The sequence below is a fragment of the Actinophytocola sp. KF-1 genome, assembly GCF_054661535.1.
The window spans coordinates 409,058-433,090 of sequence record NZ_BAAFVK010000004.1; the positions used below are offsets into that span (position 1 = coordinate 409,058).

Below are 24,033 nucleotides of genomic sequence, written 5' to 3' on the forward strand. Positions count from 1 at the left end.
CTTGCGGGGCGAACCAGAGAACACAGGGCGACCGTGAACGGCGCCCCGGAGCCTGCGAGGGGGCGTCGTGAGCGTTGAGGATGGCGTTACCCCGATCAACCTGTCCGCGTTACGCAAGAAGCTGGTGTCGAAAGCTCCTGCGGCCGACCGGATCCCGCGGCGTGCAGGGACCGGCCCGGCGCCGATGTCGTTCGCGCAGCAGCGGATGTGGTACCTGGACCAGCAGGCGCCCGGGTCGACGCGGTACCTGCTGCCGCTGGTGTACCGGCTCCGCGGGCCGCTCGACGTCGACGCGTTGCGGCGTGCGCTGACCACGCTCGCCGCCCGGCACGACAGCCTGCGCACCACCTACACCGGCGACGACGGTGGTGACGACGTGGGCAGGCAGATCGTCGCCGAACCGGGTGACGTGCCGTTGCCGGTCGAGCAGGTGCGTGCGGACGAGCTGTCCGCGCGGCTCGCCGCGGAACGGGCCCGTCCGGTGGACCTGACCACCGAACCGCCGATGCGGGCGCGGTTGTTCCGGATCGACCCGATGGACCACGTCCTCGCGGTCACCGTGCACCACATCGCCACGGACGCGCGGTCGATGGACATCCTGATCACCGAGCTGGGCGACCTCTACCGCGGCGACCGGGTGCTCGCGCAGCCGACGCTGCAGTACGCGGACTTCGCGGTGTGGCAACGGGAACGGTTCGCGGGCCCCGAGCGGGACCGGCAGCTGGCGTACTGGCGCGCGACCCTCGACGGCGTGCCGACGGTGCTCGACCTGCCGACCAGCAGGGTGCGCCCGGCGACCCAGTCCGACGCGGGCGCCATCCTGTCGGTCGACCTGCCCGTCCCCGACGGGCTCGCCGACCTGTGCAAGCGGCACCGGGCGAGCAAGGCGATGGTGTTGTTCGCCGCGTTCCAGGTGCTGCTCGGCCGCTACACCGGCCGGACCGACCTGCTCACCGGCATCCCCATCGCCAACCGGCAACGGCCGGAGACCGCGGGACTGGTCGGGCTCTTCCTGAACACGCTGGCCATCCGGACGTCGCTGGCAGGCGAGCCGGACTTCGGCACCGTCGTCGACCGGGTGCGCGAGGCCATGCTGGGTGCCTTCGAGCACCAGGACCTGCCGTTCGAGCACGTCGTCGAGGCGGTCCGGCCGGAGCGCCAGCCGGGCCGGAGCCCGTTGGTCCAGGTGCGTTTCGCCTATGAGGAAGGCGAGGTGCTGCTGCCCGACTTCGGCGACGTCGCGGCCGAGGCGGTGGTGCTCGACGACCACACCACGAAGGCCGACCTCACCCTGATCGTCCGGGGTGGACAGACGTGGTTGCAGTACAGCACCGACCTGTTCGACGAGGCCACGATCCGCGGGCTGGCCGGGCACTTCAGCACGCTCCTGCACGCCGCGGTAGCGGCGCCGGACCGGCCGGTGCACACGCTCCCGATGGTCGCCGACGACGAGGTGGCGTCCGGCATCGGCGCGCCGGAGCCGCCGGACTCGCCGTCGCTGACCGCGTTGTTCGCGGCCGCGGTGGCCCGGGTGCCGGACGCGGTCGCGGTGACCGCGGGCGACCGCGCGCTGACCTACGCGGAGCTGGCCGCCGAAACCGACAGGTGGGCGCGGGCGATCCACGCCAGGGGCGTCGGCCGCGGCGACGTGGTCGCCCTGTGCCTCGACCGCGGGATCGACCAGGTGGTCGCGATGCTCGCGGTGGCCCGCACCGGCGCGGCGTACCTGCCGCTGGACCCGGCCCATCCCGCCGACCGGCTGCGCTGGGTCGAGCAGGACAGCGCGCCGGCGCTGATCCTGGCCGGGCACAGCGCCGCGTCGATCTTCGCGGGCCCGGTCGTCGACGTCGACGAGCAGGCCTGGCCCGGTACCGCGGAACCGTTCGAGCCGCCCGCCACCGGACCGGACGACCTGGTGTACGTGATCTACACGTCCGGGTCGACCGGCACGCCGAAGGGCGTGCTGGTCACCCAGCGCGGCGTCGCCACCTACATCGGCTGGGCGCGGGGCAACTACCCGCTCGACGGCGGCTCGCCCGTGCACTCGTCGGCGGCGTTCGACATCACGGTGACGAGCCTGCTGGTGCCGTTGCTCGCCGGGCACGGGGTGCACCTGCTGCCCGAGGGTGCCGAGGCACTCGGCGAGCTGCTGCGGCAGCGCCGGGAACCGTACGGGTTGGTGAAGATCACGCCCGCGCACCTGGACCTGCTCGCCGGACAGCTGGACCCGGCGGAGGCGGCCGGCCGGGTGCGGGCGATCGTGTCCGGCGGCGAACAGCTGACCGCCGAACGGCTGCGGTTCTGGCGGGAACACGCACCGGAAACCAAGCTGTACAACCACTACGGACCCACGGAGACCACCGTCGGCTGTGCCGGGTACACGGTGCCCGCCGACTTCCCCGACGCCGGGCCGGTGCCGATCGGCAGGCCGATCACCGGTGCGCGGCTGTACGTGCTGGACGGCGCGTTGCAGCCGTTGCCCGCCGGGGTGCCGGGCGAGTTGTACGTCGGTGGCGCCGGCGTGGCCCGGGGTTACCTGAACCGGCCGGGCCTGACCGCGCAGCGGTTCGTGCCCGACCCGTTCGCCGGTGACGGGCGGCGCATGTACGCGACCGGGGACCTGGTGCGCAGGCGGCCGGACGGGACGATCGAGTACCTGGGCCGCATCGACCGCCAGGTCAAGCTGAACGGGTACCGGATCGAACTCGGCGAGATCGAGCACGCGCTGACCGCGCAGCCGTCGGTGAGTGCCTGTGTGGTGCGCGTCCGGGAGGACGAACCCGGCGACCGCCGTCTGGTCGCGTACGTGGTGTCGTCCGGCTCGGAAACCGTGCTGCGGCAGGCACTCGCTTCGACGTTGCCCGCGTACATGGTGCCCGCGAACTTCGTGTTCCTCGACGCGCTGCCGCTGACCGCGAACGGCAAGGTCGACTACCACGGCCTGCCGTCGCCGGAGGAGCGGGTGGCCGCGACTCCCCCGGCAGGCGGGGTCGCGGCGGTGATCACCCGGATCTGGCGCGACCTGCTCGGGCACGACAACTTCGGTCCGCACGACAACTTCTTCGACGTCGGCGGGCATTCACTGCTGCTGCTGAAGATGCACCGGTTGCTGAAGGCGGAGTTCGGTGACCGGCTCAGCGTGACGGACCTGTTCCAGTACACGACGATCAGCGCGCTGGCCGGATACCTGGAGCCCGCGCCGGAGCCGGTGCCGGAACCCGCGCCCGCCCAGGTGGCCGGTGGTCTCACCGAGGTGATCTCGCGGATCTGGTGCCGGCTGCTCGGCCGGGACGAGGTCGGCCTGCACGACAACTTCTTCGACATCGGCGGGCACTCGTTGCTGCTGTTGAAGATGCACCGGCTCCTCAAGGACGAGGTCGGCGACCGGTTCACCGTCACCGACCTGTTCCAGTACACGACGGTCAGCGCGCTGGCCGCCTTCCTCGGCGAACCCCCAGCGGCCCCGAAACCGGCGCCGAAACCCGCGCAGAAGGCCACGGTCAGCACCGGGGACATCGCCATCATCGGCATGGCGTGCCGCTACCCCGGCGCCACCAACCCGGACGAGTTCTGGGCCAACATCGCCGGTGGCGCCGACCTGGTCCGCGAGTTCAGCGTCGAGGAGATGGTCGCCGACGGCGCCGACCCGGCCGTGGTCACCGACCCGGACTACGTCCGCGCGGGCACCGTGCTCGACGGGATCGACCAGTTCGACGCCGCGTTCTTCGGGATCAGCCCGCGCGAGGCCGAGATCCTCGACCCGCAGCACCGGATCTTCCTCGAATGCTGTTGGGAGGCACTGGAGAACGCCGCCTACGCGCCGGAGCAGAGCGGCCGCAAGGTCGGGGTGTTCGCGGGCGCGAGCCGCAGCGTCTACCTGACCGAGAACATCGCCTCCGCGCCGGAGATCGTCCGCGCGGTCGGCGACTACCAGCTGCAACTGGCCACCGACAAGGACTTCCTGCCGATCCGGGTGTCCTACAAGCTCAACCTGCGCGGCCCGAGCATCAACGTCAACACCGCGTGCTCCACCGGTCTGGTCGCGGTGCACATGGCCCGCCGCGCCCTGATCGCGGGCGAGTGCGAGGTCGCCATCGCGGGCGGGGCCAGCATCGACCCGCAACAGCGCCGCGGCTACCGGTACGACCCGGGTGGTGTCGTGTCGCCGGACGGGCACTGCAGGCCGTTCGACGCCGACGCGCGCGGCACCATCGGCTCCAGCGGTGTCGGCGCGGTCGTGCTGAAGCGGCTGGCCGACGCCATCCGTGACGGTGATCCCATCCGCGCGGTCATCCGCGGCTCCGCGGTGAACAACGACGGCGCCGCCCGTGCCGGGTTCAGCGCACCCGGCGTCGACGGCCAGGTCGAGGTGATCAGCGACGCGCTCGCCGACGCCGGCGTGCCCGCCCGCTCGATCGGGTACGTCGAGGCCCACGGCACCGGCACCGTGCTCGGCGACCCCATCGAGGTCAGCGCACTGACCCAGGCCTACCGGGCGAGCACCGCGGACACGGAGTTCTGCGTGCTCGGCTCGGTCAAGGGCAGCATCGGGCACACCAACGCCGCCGCGGGCATCGCCGGGCTGATCAAGACCGTGCTCGCCCTGGAGCACCGGGTGCTCCCGCCCAGCGTCAACCTGGTGACACCCAACCCGGTCGCCGACTTCCCGGCGAGCCCGTTCCGGTTCACCACGACGCCTGTGCCGTGGGAAGCGGACGGGCCGCTGCGTGCCGGGGTCAGTGCCTTCGGCATGGGTGGCACCAACGCGCACGTGATCGTCGAGCAAGCGCCTCAGGTCGAGGAGCCGCAGCGGTCCGAAGGGCCGCAGCTGCTCGTGTTGTCCGCCAAGACGACCAGCGCGCTGGACGCGATGTCGACCGCGCTGGCCGACCACATCGCGACGATGTCGACCGACCTCGCGGACGTCGCCGCGACGCTGCGGCAGGGCCGGACCCGCCTGCCGTGGCGCCGGTTCGTCACCGGCGACCGCCAGTCCGTGGTGGACGCGCTGCGCAGGCTCGACGAGGCCCGCACCGGCGCCGAACGCGACGTCGCGTTCGTGTTCCCCGGTCAGGGCGCGCAGTACCGCGGCATGGGCACCGGGCTGTACGCCGAGGCAGGCGAGTTCCGCGAGGTCGTGGACACCTGCGCCACGATCCTGCTTCCGCTGCTCCGGGTCGACCTGCGCGACGCCATCGCCGACGGGCACGACCTCGAGGAGACCTGGCTGACCCAGCCCGCGTTGTTCGTCACCGAGTACGCGCTGGCCCGCGAGCTGATGGCGCGCGGCGTGACCCCGGCTGCGTACGCCGGGCACAGCATCGGCGAGTACGTCGCGGCGTGCCTGGCCGGGGTGTTCTCCCTGGAGGACGGCCTGCGCCTGGTCGCGGCCCGCGGCAGGCTGATGCAGGACCTGCCCGCCGGGGCGATGCTCGCGGTCGCGCTCCCCGAGCGCGACGTGGCCGGCCTGCTCGGGCCGGACGTGTCGCTGGCCGCGGTGAACGGTCCGTCGGCGTGCGTGCTCGCCGGCCCGCGCGCCGCGCTGGAGACCGTCGAAGCGCGGCTCAAGGACCGCGACACCGCCTGCCGGTGGCTGCGCACCTCGCACGCCTTCCACTCGGCGATGGTCGAGCCGGCGGTGGCCGGCCTGCTGGCCGAGGCACGCAAGGTCACCTGGCACGCGCCGCAGCGGCCGTACCTGTCCAACACCACCGGCACGTGGATCAACGAGGCGCAGGCCACCGACCCGCACTACTGGGCGGCGCACCTGCGTGAGCCGGTCCGCTTCGCCGACTGCGCGACGGAACTGGTGCGGGCCGGGCTGATCGCGGCCGAGGTCGGCCCCGGCACCACGCTGAGCAAGCTGATCCAGCGCGCCGGCGGCGACGCGGTGCCGACGATGCGCGCGGACGCCGATGACACCACCACGTTGCTGTCGGGCATCGGCGGGCTCTGGGCGGCGGGTGCGACGATCGACTGGGCCGCGTTCGGCGCCACGGCACCGGGGCGGCGCGTGCCGCTGCCGACCTACCCCTTCGAACGCACGCGGTACTGGATCGCGGCGGGCAGGTCCCGTTCGGCCACCTTGGATGCCGCGGTGCCGGTCGTGACCGGATCCGGGCTCACCGACGACGAGGCACGCATCGCGGCCGTCTGGACCGAACTGCTCGGCGTCCAGGACGTCACGCCGACGGCCAACTTCTTCGAGCTGGGCGGCGACTCGCTGCTCGCCACACAGCTGGTGGCCAGGCTGCGGGCCCGGTTCGGCATGACCGTGCCGATCCCGGCGGTGTTCGAGCACCCGACCCTGCGCGGCATGACCGAGGCCGCCACCTCGGACCGCCCGGTCGACGTCCCGGCACCGGTGCGTCGTACGGGCCCGCTGCCCGCGACGCCGGTGCAGCGGCGGATGTGGTTCCTCGACCAGGCACACGGACAACCCGCCGCCTACACCGTGCTGAACGCCATGGACGTGCGCGGCGACCTCGACGTGACCGCACTGCACGACGCGCTGCGTGCGGTCGTGCACCGGCACGAGTCGCTGCGCACGGTGTTCCACGCGCCCGACGGCGAACCACTGCAGGTGATCCGCGACGAGGTGCCGGTCGAACTGACCGTCGTCGACGTGCCGGAGACCGAGGTCGACGACGTGCTGCGGGCGAGCGCGCGCGAGCCGTTCGACCTCGCCGAGGGGCCGCTGTTCCGGTTCAGCCTGCTGCGGGTGGCCGACGGGCACCACGTGCTCGCGCTGTGCCTGCACCACATCGTGTGCGACAGCTGGTCGTTCTCGGTGCTGCACAAGGACATCAGCCAGCTGTACGACGCGTACCGCACCGGTGGGGAGCCCGTGCTGGCGCCGCCGGTGCAGTACGCCGACTGCGCCGAGGCCGACTACCTGGTGTCCGAACTGGACTACTGGCGCACGCAGCTGGCGGGTGCGCCGTCGGGTCTCGACCTGCCGACGACCGGCGCCCGGCCGCCGGTGCAGACCTTCGACGGCGCCATCGTCACCCGCACGCTGGCCCCGGAACTGACGCGCAGGCTCCGCACGCTCGCGAGCGGCAGCGGCGCCACCATGTACATGACCGTGCTCGCCGCGCTCCAGACGCTGCTCTACCGGTACACCGGTGAGACCGACATCTGCGTCGGCTCGCCCGTGGCCGGGCGCACCCGCGACGACCAGGCACGCGCGATCGGCTGCTTCCTGAACACGCTCGTGCTGCGCAACCAGGTCGACGGCGCCACGACGTTCGCCGACCACCTGGCCGCGGTGCGGGCCACCGCGCTCGGCGCGTTCGCCCACCAGGCGGCGCCGTTCCAGCGGATCGTCGAGGAACTCGACCCGCGCAAGGACCCCAGCCGCAACCCGCTGTTCCAGGTGCTGTTCAACCTGCTCAACACCCCGGGCGAGGGGCTGGCGCTCACCGGGGCGACGACCACCCACCGGACCGTGCACCTCGGGGTGTCGCAGCTCGACCTGAGCCTCATCGTGGTCGACGCCGGGGGCGACCTGGAATGCCGTCTCGAGTACAACACCGACCTGTTCGCCAGACCGGCCGCGGCCCGGATGCTCGGCCACCTGGAGCGGGTGCTGATCGCCGTCACCGACGACCCGTCGGTCACGCTCGACGACATCGACCTGCTCACCGAGGCCGAGTCGCGGCCGGTGTCGAGCGCCGGGAAGCACGCGCCGCCGGACCTCCCGATCCACGAACTGGTGCGGCGCCAGGTGCTCGCCACCCCGGACCAGGTCGCGGTGACGTGCGGCTCGACGTCGTTGACCTACCGCGAGCTCGACGACCGCGCCGAACGCGTCGCCGCGTCGCTGCGTGCCGTGGGCGTCGGGCCGGAGTCGCTGGTCGCGGTCGCGTTGGAGCGGTCGGTGGCGTTGCCGGTCGCGTTGCTCGCCGTGCTCAAGGCCGGTGCCGCGTACGTGCCGCTGGACGTGGACTACCCGGCCGAGCGGCAGCGGCACGTCCTGGCCGACTCCGGCACCGCCGTGCTGCTGACCGAGCGAGCGGTGGCCGAGCGGTACCGCGAGTTCGACGTGCGGGTCCTGCTCGTCGACGACGAGCACACCGCACCGACGGCCGCGCCGCCTGCTGTGGGCGGGGACAACCTCGCGTACGTGATCTACACGTCCGGCTCGACCGGCAAGCCGAAGGGCGTGCGCGTCCAGCACGGGTCGGTCGTCAACTTCCTGCACGGCATGCGCGAGCGGCTGGGCATCGGCCCGTCCGACTCGCTCGTCGCGGTGACCACGGTCGCGTTCGACATCTCCGTGCTGGAACTGTTCCTGCCGTTGATCTGCGGCGCGCGGGTCGTGCTCGCCACCCGCGAGGTCGCGCACGACCCGGCGGACCTGGCGGCGTTGCTGGTCCGCGAGCGGGCGACCGTGTTGCAGGCGACCCCGGCGACCTGGCAGCTGCTGGTGTCCGACGGCTGGCCGGGTCTCGCCGGTCTCACCGCCGTGTGCGGTGGCGAGGCGCTGCCCGCCGCGCTCGCCCGGCAGGTCGTGCCGCTGGTGGACAAGCTGTACAACCTCTACGGCCCGACCGAGGCGACGATCTGGGCGACCATGGCCGAGATCGGCCCGGGCACGGACCCGATCACCATCGGCGGGCCCCTGGCGGGGGTGACCGCGGCGGTGCTCGACAACCGGCTGCGTCCGGTCCCCGTCGGCGTGCCGGGCGAGCTGTACCTCGGTGGTGCCTGCCTCGCGCGGGACTACCTCGGCCGGCCCGCCGAGACGGCCAAGAAGTTCGTGCCCGACCCGTCCGGTCCCCCGGGCAGCCGCCGGTACCGCACCGGTGACCTCGTCCGGTTCCGCGACGACGGCAGCCTCGAGTTCCTGGGCCGCAACGACAACCAGGTGAAGGTGCGTGGCCACCGGATCGAGCTGGGCGAGATCGAGTCCCGGCTCGCCGAGCACGCGGCGGTGGACCAGGCGGTCGTGGTGGTGCGTGGCGACGGCGCGGAGAAGGCGATCGTCGCGTACGTGACACTGGCGCCCGGCGGTGACATCGACGCCGCGGAACCGGAGACCGGGCAGTGGCGTGCGCACCTGCGCGCCAGCCTGCCCGACTACATGCTGCCGTCGGCGTTCGTCACGCTGCCGTCCTTCCCGTTGACCCCCAACGGGAAGGTGGACCGCAAGGCACTGCCCGCGCCACCGAAGCCCACGGCGGAACCGTCCGGCGCCGGGCCGAGGGACGCCTTCGAGGCGATGCTCGTGCAACGCTGGTCGGAGCTGCTCGAGGTGCCGTCGATCGGCATCGACGACGACTTCTTCGCACTCGGCGGCGACTCCTTCAAGGCGCTGCGCGCGGTGCGTGACCTCGGCGTGCCCGCGACGGTGATGGACCTGTTCGCCAACCCCACGATCCGCGCGTTCAGCGCGCACGTCGGCGGCGCCAGGACGCGGGTTCGCGGCGTGCTGCACGAGCTGACCAGCCCGCGGCAGGCCGAGTTGTCGATCGTCGCGGTGCCGCTGGCGGCGGGCGGCGCGCTGAACTACAAGGAACTCGCGACGGCGCTGCCGAAGCACCTGTCGCTGTTCGCGATCGAACCACCCGGCCACGACCTCGCCAACCAGACCGAGGCGACCATTCCGTTCGACGACCTGGTCGAGCGGGTGGTCGAGGAGGTGAAGACCAAGGTCACCGGGCCCATGGCGCTGTACGGCCACTGCATGGGCGGTGCGCTGACCATGGCGATCGCCCGGCGGCTCGAGGACGAGGGCGTCGACCTGCAGCGCGTGTTCATCGGCGGGCACTTCCCGGCGCCGCGGATGCCGGGCAAGGTCCACCAGCTCCTGCGCAAGCTCATGCCGATGCAGAAGTTCATGTCCAAGCGGCGGGCGATGGAGTTCCTGCGGGCCACCGGGTTGTTCACCGAGGTGCTCGACGAACGGGACCAGGACTTCCTGATGCGGGTGTTCGCCGAGGACACCCAGGCGGGCGAGGACTTCTACACCGACGCGTTCCACGGTGGCGGCTTCCGCAAGCTGAACGCGCCGATCGTGGTCGTGGTCGGCGACGGCGACCGGGCCACCGAGCTGTACCAGGAACGCACGTCGGAGTGGACGCACTTCTCGGATCAGGTGTCGCTGCACGTGATCCCGAACGCCGGGCACTACTTCCACCAGCACCAGGCCGACGAGCTGGCAGCGCTGATCGACGAAGGTCCGGGCGCTCCGGTCGGGCCACCGCCACCGGCGGACATGCGGGCGTTCCTGCTCGTGGCGCTCGGCCAGTTCGTGTCGCTCATCGGGTCCGGGCTGACCACGTTCGCGCTCGGCGTGTGGGTGTACCAGCAGACCGGATCGGTGTCGCTGTTCGCGCTGGTGAGCGTGATGGCGTTGCTGCCGGCGGTCGCACTGGCCCCGATCACCGGGGCACTGGCCGACCGGTGGGACCGGCGCAAGATCATGATCGCGGCCGACAGCCTGTCCGCGGTGACCGCGGTGACGCTCGCCGGTCTGTTGTGGACGGACTCGTTGCAGGGCTGGCAGATCTATCCGCTGGTCGCGCTCGGCGCGGTGGCCACGGCGTTCCAGCAACCGGCGTACCGCGCGGCGGTCGCGCAGCTCGTGCCGAAGCGGTACTACGGCAAGGCGAACGGCCTCGCCCAGCTCGGCGGCGCGACCGGGAACGTGCTCGCGCCGATGCTCGGTGGCGCGCTCGTGGTCGCCATCGGGCTGACCGGGATCGTCGTCGTCGACCTGGTGAGCTTCGGCTTCGCACTGGTCACGCTGCTGTTGGTGCGGTTCCCGAACCGGATGTTCGTCAAGCGGGACGAGTCGTTCGGCAAGGAGGTCACCGGCGGCTGGCGGTACCTGCTGCGCAGGCCGGGCCTGCTCGGCATCATCGTGTTCACCTCGGTCCTGAACTTCATGTTCGCCATCGTCAACGTGGTGGCCACGCCGCTGGTGCTGGAACTCGGCTCGGTGCCGATGCTCGGCCTGGTCATGTCGGCGGGCGGTGTCGGCCTGGTGGTCGGCAGCGTGCTGATGAGCGTGTGGGGCGGCTTCCGGCGGCGCACCACCGGCATCCTCGGCTGCTTCGGCCTGATCGGCGGGTCGATGGTCGTGCTCGGGCTCGCCCCGCACCCGCTGTTCCCCGCGCTCGGCCTGTTCGGCATGGGCTTCGGCACCGCGGTGCTCAACGTGCACTGGGCCGCCATCGTGCAGACGAAGGTCGGCATCGACCTGCAGGGCCGGGTGTTCGCGGCGAACATGATGATCAGCTGGCTGATGGTGCCGGTCGGCTTCGTGCTCGCCGGGCCGTTGATCTCCGGCGTGTTCGAGCCCCTCGCGCAGGCCGCGGGGCTGCCGGGCCGGGGCATGGCGTGGCTCGTGATGACCGCGGGCGTGCTCGCCGCGCTGACCGGTCTCGTCGCGTGGCGCTATCGCCGGGTGCGGTTGCTGGAGGACGAACTGCCGGACGCGATCCCCGATCCGGTGGTCATCAAGGACAAGGACCTGATCCAACAGAGGGTGACAGCATGAATTCCGATCGGTTCACCGTGGTGGTCAACCACGAGGAGCAGTACTCGATCTGGCCGGAGGGCCGGGAACTGCCGGGCGGCTGGCGGGCGGCGGGCAAGACCGGCACCGAGCAGGAGTGCCTGGCCCACATCGACGAGGTGTGGACGGACATGCGGCCGCTGAGCCTGCGCGAGCACCAGGACGCGTCATGAGCTGGGCTCCGTTGGTGATCACCCCGGCCGCGGCGGAACAGGAGGCGACCGCGGCGGGCCTGCTGGCGGTGCTGGCCGAGACGGACGTGATCGACAAGCTGCTCCTCGAGCACAAGGCGCTGGTGTTCCGCGGGTTCGGGCTGGGCGCGGACCGGCTGGACGAGGCGATCGACCGGCTGCTGTCCACGCGGCTGGCGTACGTGCACGGCAACTCGCCGCGGACGAAGGTCGGGAGCAACCTCTACACGTCGACCGAGTACCCGCCCGAGTTCACCATCTCGATGCACAACGAGCTGTCCTACTCGCACTCCTGGCCTGCACGGCTGCTGTTCTACTGCCAGCAGGCGGCGCAGACCGGCGGGGCGACCCCCGTGGTGGACGCGGCGGCGTGGCTGGCGTCGCTGGACCCGGAGGTGCGCGACGCGTACCGGGGCGGCGTGCGGTACATGCAGAACATGCACGGCGGGCGCGGGTTCGGCAAGAGCTGGCAGGACACCTTCGAGACCGACGACCGGGCCGCGGTCGAGGCGTTCCTGGCCGACGCGGGCGCGTCGTGGGAGTGGAAGGCCGACGGCGGGTTGCGCGTGACCCAGGTCCGGCCGTCGACCACCAGGCACCCGGTGACCGGCGACGAGGTCTGGTTCAACCAGTCCGACCAGTGGCACCCGGCCGCGCTCGACGACGAGGTGGGCATCGCCCTGCGCGACGCGCTGCCGGAGGACGAGCTCCCGCAGTCGGTGACGTTCGCCGACGGCAGCCCGATCCCGGCCGAGTACGTGACGCAGGTCCGCGACCGCGGCCTCGCACTCGCGGTGGACGTCGACTGGCAGGAGGGCGACCTGCTGGTCATCGACAACGTGCTGGTCGCACACGGCCGCCGCCCGTTCACCGGTCCCCGGCGAGTGCTGGTCGCGATGTCGGCATGACGGCGGCCGCGTTCGACCTCAGCCGCGTGCACGGCGTGAACCCGCACGAGACGAAGTTCCTGCACGAGGAGATCTTCGGTGCACGGGCGTACCTGCGCGGTGGCCTGTCGATCCCGCCGGGCGCGGTGGTGGTGGACGTCGGCGCGAACATCGGCATGTTCACCCTGTTCGCGCACACGGAAGCACCGGACGCGACCGTGCTGGCGTTCGAGCCGGTGCTCCCGCTGGCCGAGAAGCTGCGGCAGAACGTCGCCGAGTTCGGCGTGCCCGCCGAGGTCTTCCCGTGTGGACTGTCCGATGTCGAGCGTGACGTCCAGTTCACGTACTACCCGGGCTACACCACCATGTCGACACTGAGCGCCTACGCCGATCCGGAGGGGGACAAGGAGGCCGTCCGCCGCCAGGTCGAGTCGGAGCCGGGGCTCGACCCGGACATGGCGGAACACCTGGACGAGATCCTGGCCTTCCGGCTCCGGCCGGTGACCCAGCCCGGCCGGCTGCGCAGGCTGTCGTCCGTCATCGACGAGCGCGGGCTCGACCGGGTTGACCTGCTCAAGATCGACGTACAACGCGCGGAACTGGACGTGCTGCACGGCATCGACGACCGGCACTGGGGCCTGGTGCACCAGGTTGCCATGGAGGTGCACGACGAACCGGGCACGGACACCGCCGGCCACCTGGACACAGCACTGGAAATCCTGACCAGTCAGGGTTTCCGGGTCACCACGCACGACGCCCTCTCCGACCGGTACACCGTGTCCGCCCACCGATGAGGACACTCCGCACGCGCCCGATGTTCCGTGGTCGCGTGGTTCCACCGCCGCAGCTGCCCGGGGCTGAGGAACGGCGCCGGGAGCTGTCCGCTGATCGCGCCGTCGAACAGGACGCCGGCCAGGTTGAACACGACCGCGTGGATGGCGGCCCACTCGCGGTCCGCCTCCGGCCGGTGGTGCTGCACCAAGCCGGGCGAGCCCCCCCGCCGTCGTCGGCGACGCACGCGACCGCTGTGCCAGGGCTGACCAGGCACGCCTGGCCACGCTCGGCACGACACCGGCGGCCCCCATCTGGCGCTCGTCCCGGACGAACTCCTCACACCCGCCCGGTATCGCTGCTCACCAAGGCCGACGGGACCGGTACCTCCCGGAGCTCGCGGAACCACCTCGGCCTGGGCCGGGTCGTGACCGTGGTGTGGCCACTCCCCTGCCGTCAGGAGACCAGGTCGCGGGCCGGTTTCCCTCCTCGGGCGCGAAGCCAGCGGATGAGGGTGTCGGCGCCGGGGCTGGTGCGCTGGGCGGCGTCGAGCGGTGTCGCACGCTCCCAGGTCGCGATCCAGTTGACGTCGGCGCCCCGGTCCGCCAGGTACTGGGCGGTGGGCAGGCGCCCGCCGTGGCAGGCGCCCCAGAACGCGGCGTTGATCTCGTCGCGCGTGGGCGGGCTCGCCGAGCGGCAGCAGGCGGCGACACGGTCCCGCAGCCCGAGCGTGGCCGCGGTGAACAGGGTGGTCGTGGCGCCTCGTTCGACCAGCCGGAACGCCGCGTTCCACTGCGCGAACGCGGTGGCGTCGGACAGCGGTGTGCCGCCGCCGATCACCGCGCCGGTGGCGTCGATGTCCGCGCCCGCGTCGAGCAGCGCGTCGAGCACGGCGACGTCGTCGCAGCTCGCTGCCCAGTGCAGCGGTGTCTCCCGATGGGCGCCGTCGAACCGGGCGTTCACGTCCGCGCCGGCCTCGACCAGCGCGGCGACCGTGGCGGGGCCGTGGGGGAAGTGCCCTGGCCAGTCGGTGACCACGTGCAGGAGCGTCCGCGCGCACTCGGCGCCGTCCTCGGTGCGGTTGCGCAGTTTCGCGGTGGCGAGTTCGGCGTGCTCCGCGAGCAGTCCGCGGAGCGCGTCCACGTCACCGGCCCGGACAGCGGCGACCGCTGCGCGCGCCACGGGATCGTCCTTGCTGATCGTCACCATCGGTTTCGCCCCTTCCACTGGCCCACGGGCATCTTGGCGCGACGACCGCGTCTCGGCCAGCGGCTCTCTCCCGGACCGTGGTGACGTTGCCCCGGAAACGCCGTCCCAGGGCAACGTCACGGGGGCTACGCGGACGACGCGGTCGCCTGCTCGTCGGCGTTGCGGATGGCGTTGCTCGCGGCGTCACGGAGGGCGTTCGCGACCGTCATGAGCTGGCTGACGTGGGTGCTGCTCCAGTTGGACCGGAAGGTGGCGGCGTCGCTGCCCTCCCACTGGGTGGTGCTGAGCTGGCTGGTGAGCGTCGACGTGATGCTGTCGATCTCGTCCGCTTTCGTGTTCAGCTGTCCCGCCAGGGTGCGGACCGCCTCCACGTCCATTCCGACGAACGTCATCGTGGTTCCTTTCTCTCCTCACTACGGGGTGAGCGGGCTCCCGGCCCGCTCCAGCCGGTCCGGGACGGGAACGGTTCCCCAGCCGGCCGGTTGCTCTTCGGGCAGCGCCACCTGCACGACCGCGGTGCGGCCGCCGGCCACGTACAGTCCGCGGCCGGGCGGGAAGTCCGCGCGGCTCAGGCGCGGCGGGAACGCGGTGCGCATGACGCTGAGGCCGTCCTCCGTGGCGGGCGCGAGCGCGATGCCCTGCCTGCCGGAGCGGATCGTGCCGATCAGGCCGGGGCCGCCCGCGCCGAGCGTGCTGGTCTCGCCTTCGCCGACGACGAACAGGTCCTGTTCGAGGCACTGGCGCAGCAACGCCGCGAGCGGCACGTCCGCCACGGAGTTGTGCAGGCCGCCGAGGTTCTCCACGAAGACGGCCGCCGGACCGGCCGCACCCGCCAGCGTGTCCGTGAGTGTCCTCGCCCGCTCCGCGATCTCCTCGGCGCCCGTCGCGGTGTCGGTCCACAGCGGCAGCGCCGCCAGCCGTGAACGCCTGCTCCCGAAGTAGTACAGCGGGATGCCAGGCCGCCAGCGGCGCAACGCGACCGCCAGCGCGTGCAGTGCCGTGGTGCGCCCGGAGCCGGGCGGGCCCATGACGAGGAAGGCGCCGCGCGGGTCGAACGGGAACGGTTCGAGATCGTCCGAGCCCCGGCCGAGCACCGGCAGGCCGTCGCGTTCGCCGGCCAGGGAGTCCTGCGGGACGCGGTCCTCCAGCTTGCGCACCGGGGGCGCGGGCACGACACCCGCTCGCCGCATCGCGGCGGCGAACCGGCGGATGGCGGCGGCCTGCGACCCCACGTCCGGTTCGGTGCCGAGCATCGCGACCTGGATCTCCGCACCCCTGAGCAGGCCACGGCCGGGTGGGGACGACGCGCGCAGGACGTCGGTCGGCACCCCCAGGATCGCGTAGTCGTTGGGGTCGGCCATGCGCAGCGTCACCCTGGTCTGGATCGCCGACCCGAGCGCGGAGGGCACGGCGGACGGCCGGTCCGCGGACAGGAGCAGGTGGACGCCGACCGGCCTGCCGTCGTTGGCGATGCCGACGAGCATGTCGAACCAGCGGCTCTTGTCGTTCGCCTCGTACGCCTGGCGGAACGCGCCGACCCCGTCGAGGAGCACGAGGATGCGCGGTTCGTCCGGCGCGCCCGCCTTCGCCCGGTACTCCCCGATGGTGCCCGCGTCGGCCGACGAGTAACGCAGCGCCCGGTCCTCGACCAGCGCGCGCAGCCACCTGATCAGCCGGACGATCCGTTCGTGGTCGGCACCCGCCACGATGCTGCCGACGTGCGGCAAGCCGGCGTCGGCGAGCATGGCGAGGCCGCGCGCGCCGAAGTCCATGCCGTACACGTGGCACGGTCCGCCGTGGATGGTGAAGCCCGCGGTGATCGCGAGGGTGCGCAGCAGCGTGCTCTTGCCCGACCCGCCGGTGCCGTACACCGCGAGGTTGCCGTCGGTGTCCGGGTGGAACTCGACCTGCGGCTGCGCCTGGGACTTCGGGTCGTCACGGATGCCGAACACCAGGGCGTCGTCACGGCGGCCCGACCGCACGAGTGCGCGGTCCGACAGGTCGTAGCGGTCGGCGAGACCAGGCAGCCACGGCCTGCGCGGCAGGGGGAGCCGCGCCTGGCGGGCCGCGTGCGCGATGGCGGAGACGAGCCGGGTGATGTCCGCCGGGCCGGGGTCGGTCCCGAGTTCGTCGGCGGCCGCGACCTCCCACAGGCGGCCCGCGCCGAAGCGCAGCTCCTCGATGAGGATCTCCGGCGGGGGCGCCTCGTCGCTGGTCCACCCGCCCGCGTAACCGGCCTGGAACGGCACCAGCCGTCCCGGGCCGGTCTTCACGACCGCCCTGCCCGGCGTCCCCGGGTCGATGAACGCCGCCTGTGCGGTGCCGAGCACGTCGACGCTGTCGGACTCGTCCGCCGTGCGCAGCGCGATCCGCAGGTTCGTGTTGGCGCGCAGGTTCTCCTTGATCACGCCTGCCGGCCGCTGGGTGGCGAGGATCAGGTGCACGCCGAGCGACCGGCCGCGCTGGGCGACGTTGACGACGCCGTCGACGAACTCCGGCAGCTCCCCGACGAGCGCGGCGAACTCGTCGACCACGATCACGAGGCTGGGCGGCGCCTCCGCGGGCGCCTTGCGCTCCATCTCGGCGAGGTCCTTGACGTTGTGCTGGTGGAACAGGTGTTCCCGGCGGGTCAGCTCGGAGTGCAGCGACACCAGGACGCGGCGCACCAGGTGCGGGTCGAGGTCGGTGACCATGCCGACGTTGTGCGGCAGGTCCTTGAACTCCTTGAACGCCGCCCCGCCCTTGTAGTCCACCAGCAGGAACGTGAGCCGTTGCGGGCTGTGCGCGAGCGCCATCGCGAGGATCCAGGCCTGGAGGAGCTCGCTCTTGCCGGACCCCGTGGTGCCGCCGACCAGCGCGTGCGGGCCGTCGGTCCGCAGGTCGAGTGCGAGCACGCCCGCGGCGGAGGCGCCGATGACGGCCCGGAGCGTGCCGGGGCGCCGGCCGGGACGGTCCGGGGCGTGCGGGCCGCTGACGATGGACCTGTTCGCCGCCCACTGCTCGATGACCGCGTCCGGCGCCGCGACCAGCGGCTGTTCCGGCACGGTCAGCAGGGACACCGCGCGGGGCAGGTCGCTGTCGTCGTCGACCCGGGCACCGGTGTCGACCAGCGGCGCGAGACCGCGGGCCAGCTCCAGCGCGCCCGCGGCGTCGAGCTGTTCCAGGCGCACCGGGCTGACCCGCTCACCGGTGTGCACGAGCCCGACCGCACCGACCGGTCCGTGTTCCACCACGACGAAGTGCCTGCACGCGGCGGGCAGCCTGGCCGGTTCGGCGGCGAGCCACAGCACGTGCAGCCCGTGCGCGGTGCCGCGCTCGGCCAGTTCGACGAGCCTGCTGCGTTCGACCGGCGCGTCGTCCTCGACGAGCACGAACACCGCGGGCAGCGGTCCGGCGTCGCCATCGGCGCGGGCGGCGAGGAGCGCCTCGAGCTCGGAGACCAGCGCGGCGGCGCTCGTCCCGTTGTCGGCGAGGTGCCGCACCGGCAGCGGGCTGTGCGGGGAGGTGGTGTGCGGCAGCCACTTGAGCCAGTCCCACGCGGCCGCGCTCTGCACCGACGCGACCCCGGCGAGCACCACCTCGGCCGGCGAGTGCAGCGCGGCGAGCTGGAGGACCAGCGCGCGGGCCGTGTCGAGGAGTGCGACGCGCGGACCCGCCACCCCGACCGCGCCGTGCTCGGCCTGCGCGACGACCGGCACGTCGTCGACGGTCGCGTACTCCTCGGCGACGGCACGCAGCTCGGCCATGAGGTCGCGCGGCAGCCGCCGCCCGTCGGGCAGCTCGATCGTGGTGCGTGACGGACGCCGGCCCAGGCCGAGGCGCAGTTCGGTGAACCCGTGCTCACCCGGCCTGCGGGTCCACAGCAGCGGTCCGCGGCCGCGCACGGCGTCCGCGCAGTCGGCCAGCGACGGGTGTTCCCTGCCGCGTGCGGCGACCTCGTCAGCCGCCGCGGCCCGTGCCTGGACGCCGAGGTCGTCGAGATCGGCGCGGAACTGGCGCACCGCCTTGCGGAACGACGAGCGCCCCGAGAGCTTGGCCTCCAGCGTGTTGCCCACCAGCATCAGCGGTGTCAGCCCGACGAACACCAGCGACACCAGCGACCGCGTCATCAGGTAGAGCACGCCGCCCATCAGCAGCGGCGCGAGCAGCGACACGACCGGGAAGCGCACGTGCTGCCCGCGCTGTGGCGGTTCCGGCGCGGTCAGCTCGGCCCCCGCGTACCTCGGGTCGAGGCGCGGCGAGCGCACGAACGCACCGGGGTTGCCGGCACCCGGGTGCGCGCGGGCCACGTGCACGGTCAGTTCGGTGTCGCCGACCCGGAGCACGTCGCCCGCGCGCACCGCGGTCCGCGCGACCACCGCACCGCCGAGCTGGGTGCCGTTCGCCGAGCCCAGGTCGACGACCTCCGCGACGTCGGTGATGTTCAGGCGGGCGTGCCGCCGCGACACGAGCGGGTCGGAGAGGCGCACCTCGCAGCCGTGGTCGCGCCCGATCACCGCGGTCCCCCACGGCAGCGCGAACTCGCTGCCGCGGTCGGGGCCCGCGGTGACGCGGACCGTGGCGGCGGGCGGTGCCTGCGGGTCGGCGAACGTGCGGCCGGCGCGGGCGAGTGCGACGGTGGCGCCGGAGTGCAGGCCGCTGTCGGCGACCTTCGACGCCGGGTCCAGCGCGCGCCGGTCGGTGCTGACGACGCTGAGCGTCGCGCCGTCGGGGTGCCCGCCCCCGCCGTGGGGGTCGGCGTGCACCAGCTGCGCGGCCAGGTCGCCGACGGTGGTGGCGGCGTCGACCGTGGCCTGCAGGTCCACGACCGCCCCACCGGGCCGCTGGAAGGTGAACTTGATCTTCATGTCGTCCTCACCCGGATCGAGCGGAGGCTGACGGCCGCACGGAAGCGGCGCCAGCGGCCGGCCTCCTCGCCGAGCTGTGCGCGCAGGCGGGCCACGGCCTGCCAGAACTCCTCCGCCTCCGCGGTCCCGGGTTCGGCCGCCCCGAACACGACCTGGTCCGCGGCGGCCGCGAGTCCGGCGACGCGCTGGTCGGGCACCGACCGCGCCTGCTCCCGGCGCGTGCCGGCGCGCGGCACGGTGGCGCCGAGGTCGCACACGTTGTCGACGAGCTCCCGCCACCCGGCCGCGATCCGTGCGGCGGGATGGCCGCGGGTGCGTCTCCTGGTGCGCCGCAACGACTTCGTGCCGACGATGGCCCCGCAGATCACGCCGAGCGTGAGGAGCGGCAGTCCGGCCCAGCGCAGCAGCACACCGACGAACGCAGGCAGCCCGGAGCCGCCGGGCTCCGGCGTGGTCGCGACGCGGTTGGTGCTCGGGTCGGACTGGGCGAGGTCGTCGAGGGTGCTCGGCGGGTGGGAGGTGTTGGGCGGCGGCACGATCGACGCGTCGGTGTTCTCGATCTCCTGCGGTGGCCGCTTGTCCGGCTTCTTCGACGTGTCCGGCATGAACTCGGTGTGCGGCACCGGCACCCAGCGGCCGTCCGCGATGTGCAGCTCCACCCACGCGTGCACGTCACGGCCCCGCACCACGCCGTCCGCCTTCGGGGTCGCCCCGAGCACGACCCGCGCCGGCATGCCGAGGTCGTTCGCCACGAGCGCGAAGGCGGCCGCGTACTGCTCGTCGTCGCCGACCGGGCGTGGCGCGTTGAAGAACGTCGTCAGCCTGCCGAGGCTGTGCCCGGGGAGGTACTCGGTCTCGCCGGGACCGCCGTCGCTGTAGGCGCCGTGCTCGCGCAGGTACCCGGCGGCCGCCCGCAGGCGTTCGGCGAGCGTCGTCGCCTCGCCCGCCCACTTCTGCGCACGGGAGCTCACGAACGCCCGTGCCGCCGGGTCCACTGTGGGCGGTCCGAACGGTTGCGCGTCCGCCGGGATCGCCGTCGGCTCGAGGATCGTCTCGACGGTGTAGGAGTCCCCGGCCCGGAGCCGGTCCGCGACGATGCCCGACGAGGTGGCGAGGTTGTAGCGCAGGTTCTCGGTGTGCCCGGCCGCCGCCGGGCCCGTGAACGTGACGGCGGTCGCGGTGCCCGAGGTCGGCAGCCAGGCACTGACATCGGTGGCGGAGGCGTAGGCGGCCGCGACGGTGAACGTCACGGTCGCGGTCCTGCCGTGCGCCCGAGCGGGGATGCGCGCCCCGACGCGCTGGTAGCTGTTGCGCTCACCGCCTGCGACGCCCGCGGGCTCGTCCACCGCACCCCAGACCGAGCCGTTGTAGTCGTCGAGCGTCGCGATGCGGACGGGTGCGCCCGCCGGCAGGCCGGCGACGGTGAACAACGTCTGGTCCCACAGCTGGTTGGCGTCCTTGGTGTACTTGCGGTACCCCACGAGCGGGCTCGGATAGGCGCCGATCTCGAACGGCGGGGTCACCAGGTCCCGGAGCACGACCCGGTCCCCGCCCGTCCCCGGCAGCACCGGCCCGGCGAGGGTCGCGGCCCCGCCCGCGACGGCGAGGAGCGCCACGCCGGTACCCAGCCGCACCAGCTGCCGCGAGCCGTCCCTGGCGGGTGGGCGCAACCTCCTGGCACGCGTCGCCGCCCAGCCGAGCGCCGGCACGGCGAACACGGTGCCCTGCACCACGGGCGCGACCGGTTCCCCGGTGCCCAGCAGGATGGTCGCGACGAGCAGCAGCACGGGAGCCGCGAGCGGCGCGGCGACCACCCGCGACCTGGTGGCGACGGCGAACCCGGCCGCGCCGCACAGGAGCCCCAGCAGGTACGGCAGCACGAGCAGCGGGCCGCGGCCGTCGACCGGCGGGAGCGTGGTGAGCAGCTGCTTCCAGCCGCTCACGCTGCCCTCGGCCAGCCCCTGGACGGTGCCCGCGCTCGGCAGGACACCGCCGATGGCCTGTGCGCGCAGCACGACGGCGCCGCCCGCCAGGAAGAAGGTCGCGACGGTCAGCGCGGCGAGCGTGATCACCGGCTGGTCGAGCACGTTGGCGACGTGACCGGCGAGCACGCCGAGCACCACCCCGCACAGGCCGACGGCGAGGTAACCCCAGCCGCTGTAGGTCGTGGCGAACCCGGACAGCGCGACCCCGCACAGCACCAGCAGGAAGCCGGCGTCCAGCAGGTCCGGTCGCCGGGGCACGAGCCTGCCGCGCGGCCCGCGGCCGGGGGCGCTCGAGACGGCGGTGTGGTTGTCGGGCACCGTCACCGCAGGGTTCCTCCGCTGAGCAGGGCGGGCAGGTCGTTCAGGGAGCGCAGCGTCAGCACCGTCATGGCGGCACTGCCCGCGACCGACGCGACGGCTGCGGCCGGGTCGACCCGGACGGCGACCTTGCGCACCTCGGGCTGGAACTGCGCCGCGACCCGCGCGAGCGCGGCGAACGACGGCGCGGCGCCGGTGACGAACAACGCGATCGTCGCGTCGGGTGCCACCCGCACCCCGCGGTGCGCGAGGTCGGCCAGCGCCGCGGCCGGTTCCGCGCGGGCGCACGCGTCGAGCGACTGCCGCGCCCCGCCCTTGTGCACCAGCTGGTCCGCGACGAGCAGGGTGGTGTCGATCTCGTCGGCCACGGCCCGCAGCACCACCGAAGCCCCGGCGGACACGGCCGTCTCGAAGTCGGCAGGGTCGCCGTACACGGCCAGGTCGCCGTCGACGAGCACGGTCAGGTGGGCCCGCCGGGTGTCGAGGAACTGGCGGACGAGGAACGTGCCGGACGGCCGTGCCGACCCGAGCTTCGCGGACGACCGCCAGTGGATGTGCCTGCGGTCGTCGCCGGGCGTGTAATCGCGCAGGGTGTGGAAGGCGAGATCGCTCATCGACATGTCGTTGGTCGTGTAGCCCTCGAGGTCGCGCAGCAGGCCGGCGCCGAGCGGCTCCAGCGGCGTCGTGACCGGGTGCACGAACAGCTCGCGGACCTCGCTCCACGACACCGACCGGCGCAGCAGGCCCAGCGGGTCGCCGCGGACCGTGGTCGCCGGGCCGACGGGGATGACCCCGCGCCGGTCGGTGCGCAGCTCGACCTCGGCGGTGAAGCCGCGGCCCGCCGCGAGCGCGGGCACGTCGAACGTGACCGGGTCGCGCCCGCCGATCGGCAGCTCCACCTCCAGCGGGAGCATCCTGCGCCGCGCCGTGTTGGTCACGGCCACGCGGCAGGTGGTGGACCGGCCCGCGACGAGCCGGTCGCGGTCCGGGCCTGCCGTCACCGACAGCGCCATCCGGCCGGCCACGAACGCGACGCACAGCAGCAGCGTCGCCAGCCCGGTCGCCGCGAGCAGCACGAGCTCCACCCAGCCGAGGCGTGCGCCCGCGTACCACGCCACGAGGCTGCCCGCGAGCACGAGCCAGCCGAGCGGGCTCACCACGTCGAGCACCGGGACCCGCCGCAACGCCGGCGACGCCGTGCGCCACGCCGCCCTGCCCCTGGTCACGAACACCGCCACGGCCGCACGCCCGGCGGCGACGGCGGGTGTGACCCGGTCGCGCACGGCGGCGAGCGGCGCCATCAGAACTGTCCCCGCTGCTGCGGCGGCGGCACGTCGACGAGGATCTTCTCCACGACGTCCTCGACGCGGGTGCCGTCGAACTGCGCCTCGGGGCGCAGCACGAGGCGGTGGGCGAGCACCGGCTGCGCCAGTTCCTTGACGTCGTCCGGCAGCACCATCGGCCTGCCCTTGGCGACCGCCCACGCCTTCGCGCAGCGCACGTAGGCGAGACAGCCCCGGACCGACAGCCCGAGCCGCACGTCCGGGTGCTCGCGGGTGGCGTCGGCGATCCGGCTGACGTACCCGAGGATCGCGTGGTCGGTGTAGACCTGGTCGGCGGCCGCGGACAGCTGCGTCACCGCGTTCGCCCCGATCGCCGCGGACACCCCGGCGCTGCGGTCCCGGTTCGCGGCGTCCGCCAGCAGCGCGACCGTGGCGTTGTGGTCGGGGTAGCCGACGCTGGTCTTCATCAGGAAGCGGTCGAGCTGCGCCTCCGGCAACCGGTAGGTGCCCGCCTGCTCCACCGGGTTCTGGGTCGCGATCACCATGAACGGGCTGCCGAGCTTGCGGGTGACCCCGTCGATCGTGACCTGCCGCTCCTCCATCGCCTCCAGCAGCGCGGACTGCGTCTTCGGCGACGCGCGGTTGATCTCGTCGGCCAGCACGATCGACCGGAACACCGGGCCCTCGTGGAACTCGAACTCCTGGCGCTTCTGGTCGTAGATGTTGACGCCGGTGACGTCCGAGGGCAGCAGGTCCGGGGTGAACTGGATGCGGGAGTGGCTGCCCTGCACGGTGTTCGCGATCGCCTTGGCCAGCACGGTCTTGCCGGTGCCGGGGTAGTCCTCGAGCAGCAGGTGGCCCTCGGCGACGAGGCACGTCAGCGCGAGGCGCACGACGCGCTCCTTGCCCATGATCGCACCGGAGACGTTGACCACCATCCGGTCGAAGGTCTGCGCGAAGTAGGCCGCCTGCTGCTGGGTGAGCGCGGTCATGGATGTCCTTTCCTCACGGCTTT

Annotated in this window: 10 protein-coding genes; 4 read left to right on the forward strand and 6 right to left on the reverse strand. The window is 73.1% G+C overall.

Annotation, left to right across the window (positions count from 1 at the left end; translation table 11 throughout):
* Positions 1-67 precede the first annotated feature (67 nt).
* The 4 genes from ACYQ77_RS14955 to ACYQ77_RS14970 are packed head-to-tail and all read left to right on the forward strand — an operon-like array spanning position 68 to position 13,399.
* Positions 68-11,509 (forward strand): amino acid adenylation domain-containing protein, encoded by an 11,442-nt coding sequence (locus ACYQ77_RS14955; RefSeq protein WP_459711493.1) that lies wholly within the window; start codon positions 68-70, stop codon positions 11,507-11,509.
* Entirely contained in the window at positions 11,506-11,700 is a 195-nt protein-coding gene (locus tag ACYQ77_RS14960; RefSeq protein ID WP_459711494.1) for an MbtH family protein, read from the forward strand. The genes ACYQ77_RS14955 and ACYQ77_RS14960 overlap by 4 nt, the downstream gene beginning before the upstream one ends.
* A complete protein-coding gene (locus ACYQ77_RS14965) occupies positions 11,697-12,626 on the forward strand; it encodes a TauD/TfdA family dioxygenase (protein ID WP_459711495.1) in 930 nt (309 codons plus the stop codon). Before ACYQ77_RS14960 ends, ACYQ77_RS14965 begins: the two co-directional genes overlap by 4 nt.
* Positions 12,623-13,399: an FkbM family methyltransferase gene (locus ACYQ77_RS14970; protein WP_459711496.1), complete on the forward strand. Its 777-nt coding sequence runs from the start codon at positions 12,623-12,625 to the stop codon at positions 13,397-13,399. The genes ACYQ77_RS14965 and ACYQ77_RS14970 overlap by 4 nt, the downstream gene beginning before the upstream one ends.
* A gap of 433 nt (positions 13,400-13,832) precedes the next feature.
* On the opposite strand, the gene ACYQ77_RS14975 is transcribed toward ACYQ77_RS14970, so the two are convergent.
* The 6 genes from ACYQ77_RS14975 to ACYQ77_RS15000 all read right to left on the reverse strand — a co-directional run bounded on the left by ACYQ77_RS14975 (position 13,833) and on the right by ACYQ77_RS15000 (position 24,010).
* Positions 13,833-14,585, reverse strand: a complete 753-nt coding sequence (locus ACYQ77_RS14975; protein ID WP_459711497.1) for an ankyrin repeat domain-containing protein — start codon at positions 14,583-14,585, stop codon at positions 13,833-13,835.
* A gap of 125 nt (positions 14,586-14,710) precedes the next feature.
* A complete protein-coding gene (locus ACYQ77_RS14980) occupies positions 14,711-14,977 on the reverse strand; it encodes a WXG100 family type VII secretion target (protein WP_459711498.1) in 267 nt (88 codons plus the stop codon).
* Between the two features lie 21 nt (positions 14,978-14,998).
* Positions 14,999-19,432, reverse strand: coding sequence for an FtsK/SpoIIIE domain-containing protein (locus ACYQ77_RS14985; protein ID WP_459711499.1), 4,434 nt, complete (start codon positions 19,430-19,432; stop codon positions 14,999-15,001).
* On the reverse strand, positions 19,429-21,741 hold the full coding sequence (locus ACYQ77_RS14990) for a transglutaminase-like domain-containing protein (RefSeq protein ID WP_459711501.1): 2,313 nt from the start codon (positions 21,739-21,741) through the stop codon (positions 19,429-19,431). Before ACYQ77_RS14990 ends, ACYQ77_RS14985 begins: the two co-directional genes overlap by 4 nt.
* On the reverse strand, positions 21,738-23,036 hold the full coding sequence (locus tag ACYQ77_RS14995; protein ID WP_459711502.1) for a DUF58 domain-containing protein: 1,299 nt from the start codon (positions 23,034-23,036) through the stop codon (positions 21,738-21,740). Before ACYQ77_RS14995 ends, ACYQ77_RS14990 begins: the two co-directional genes overlap by 4 nt.
* The gene (locus ACYQ77_RS15000; protein WP_459711504.1) at positions 23,036-24,010 is read right to left on the reverse strand and encodes an AAA family ATPase; all 975 of its coding nucleotides are present in this window, start codon (positions 24,008-24,010) and stop codon (positions 23,036-23,038) included. The genes ACYQ77_RS14995 and ACYQ77_RS15000 overlap by 1 nt, the downstream gene beginning before the upstream one ends.
* Positions 24,011-24,033: the final 23 nt, after the last annotated feature.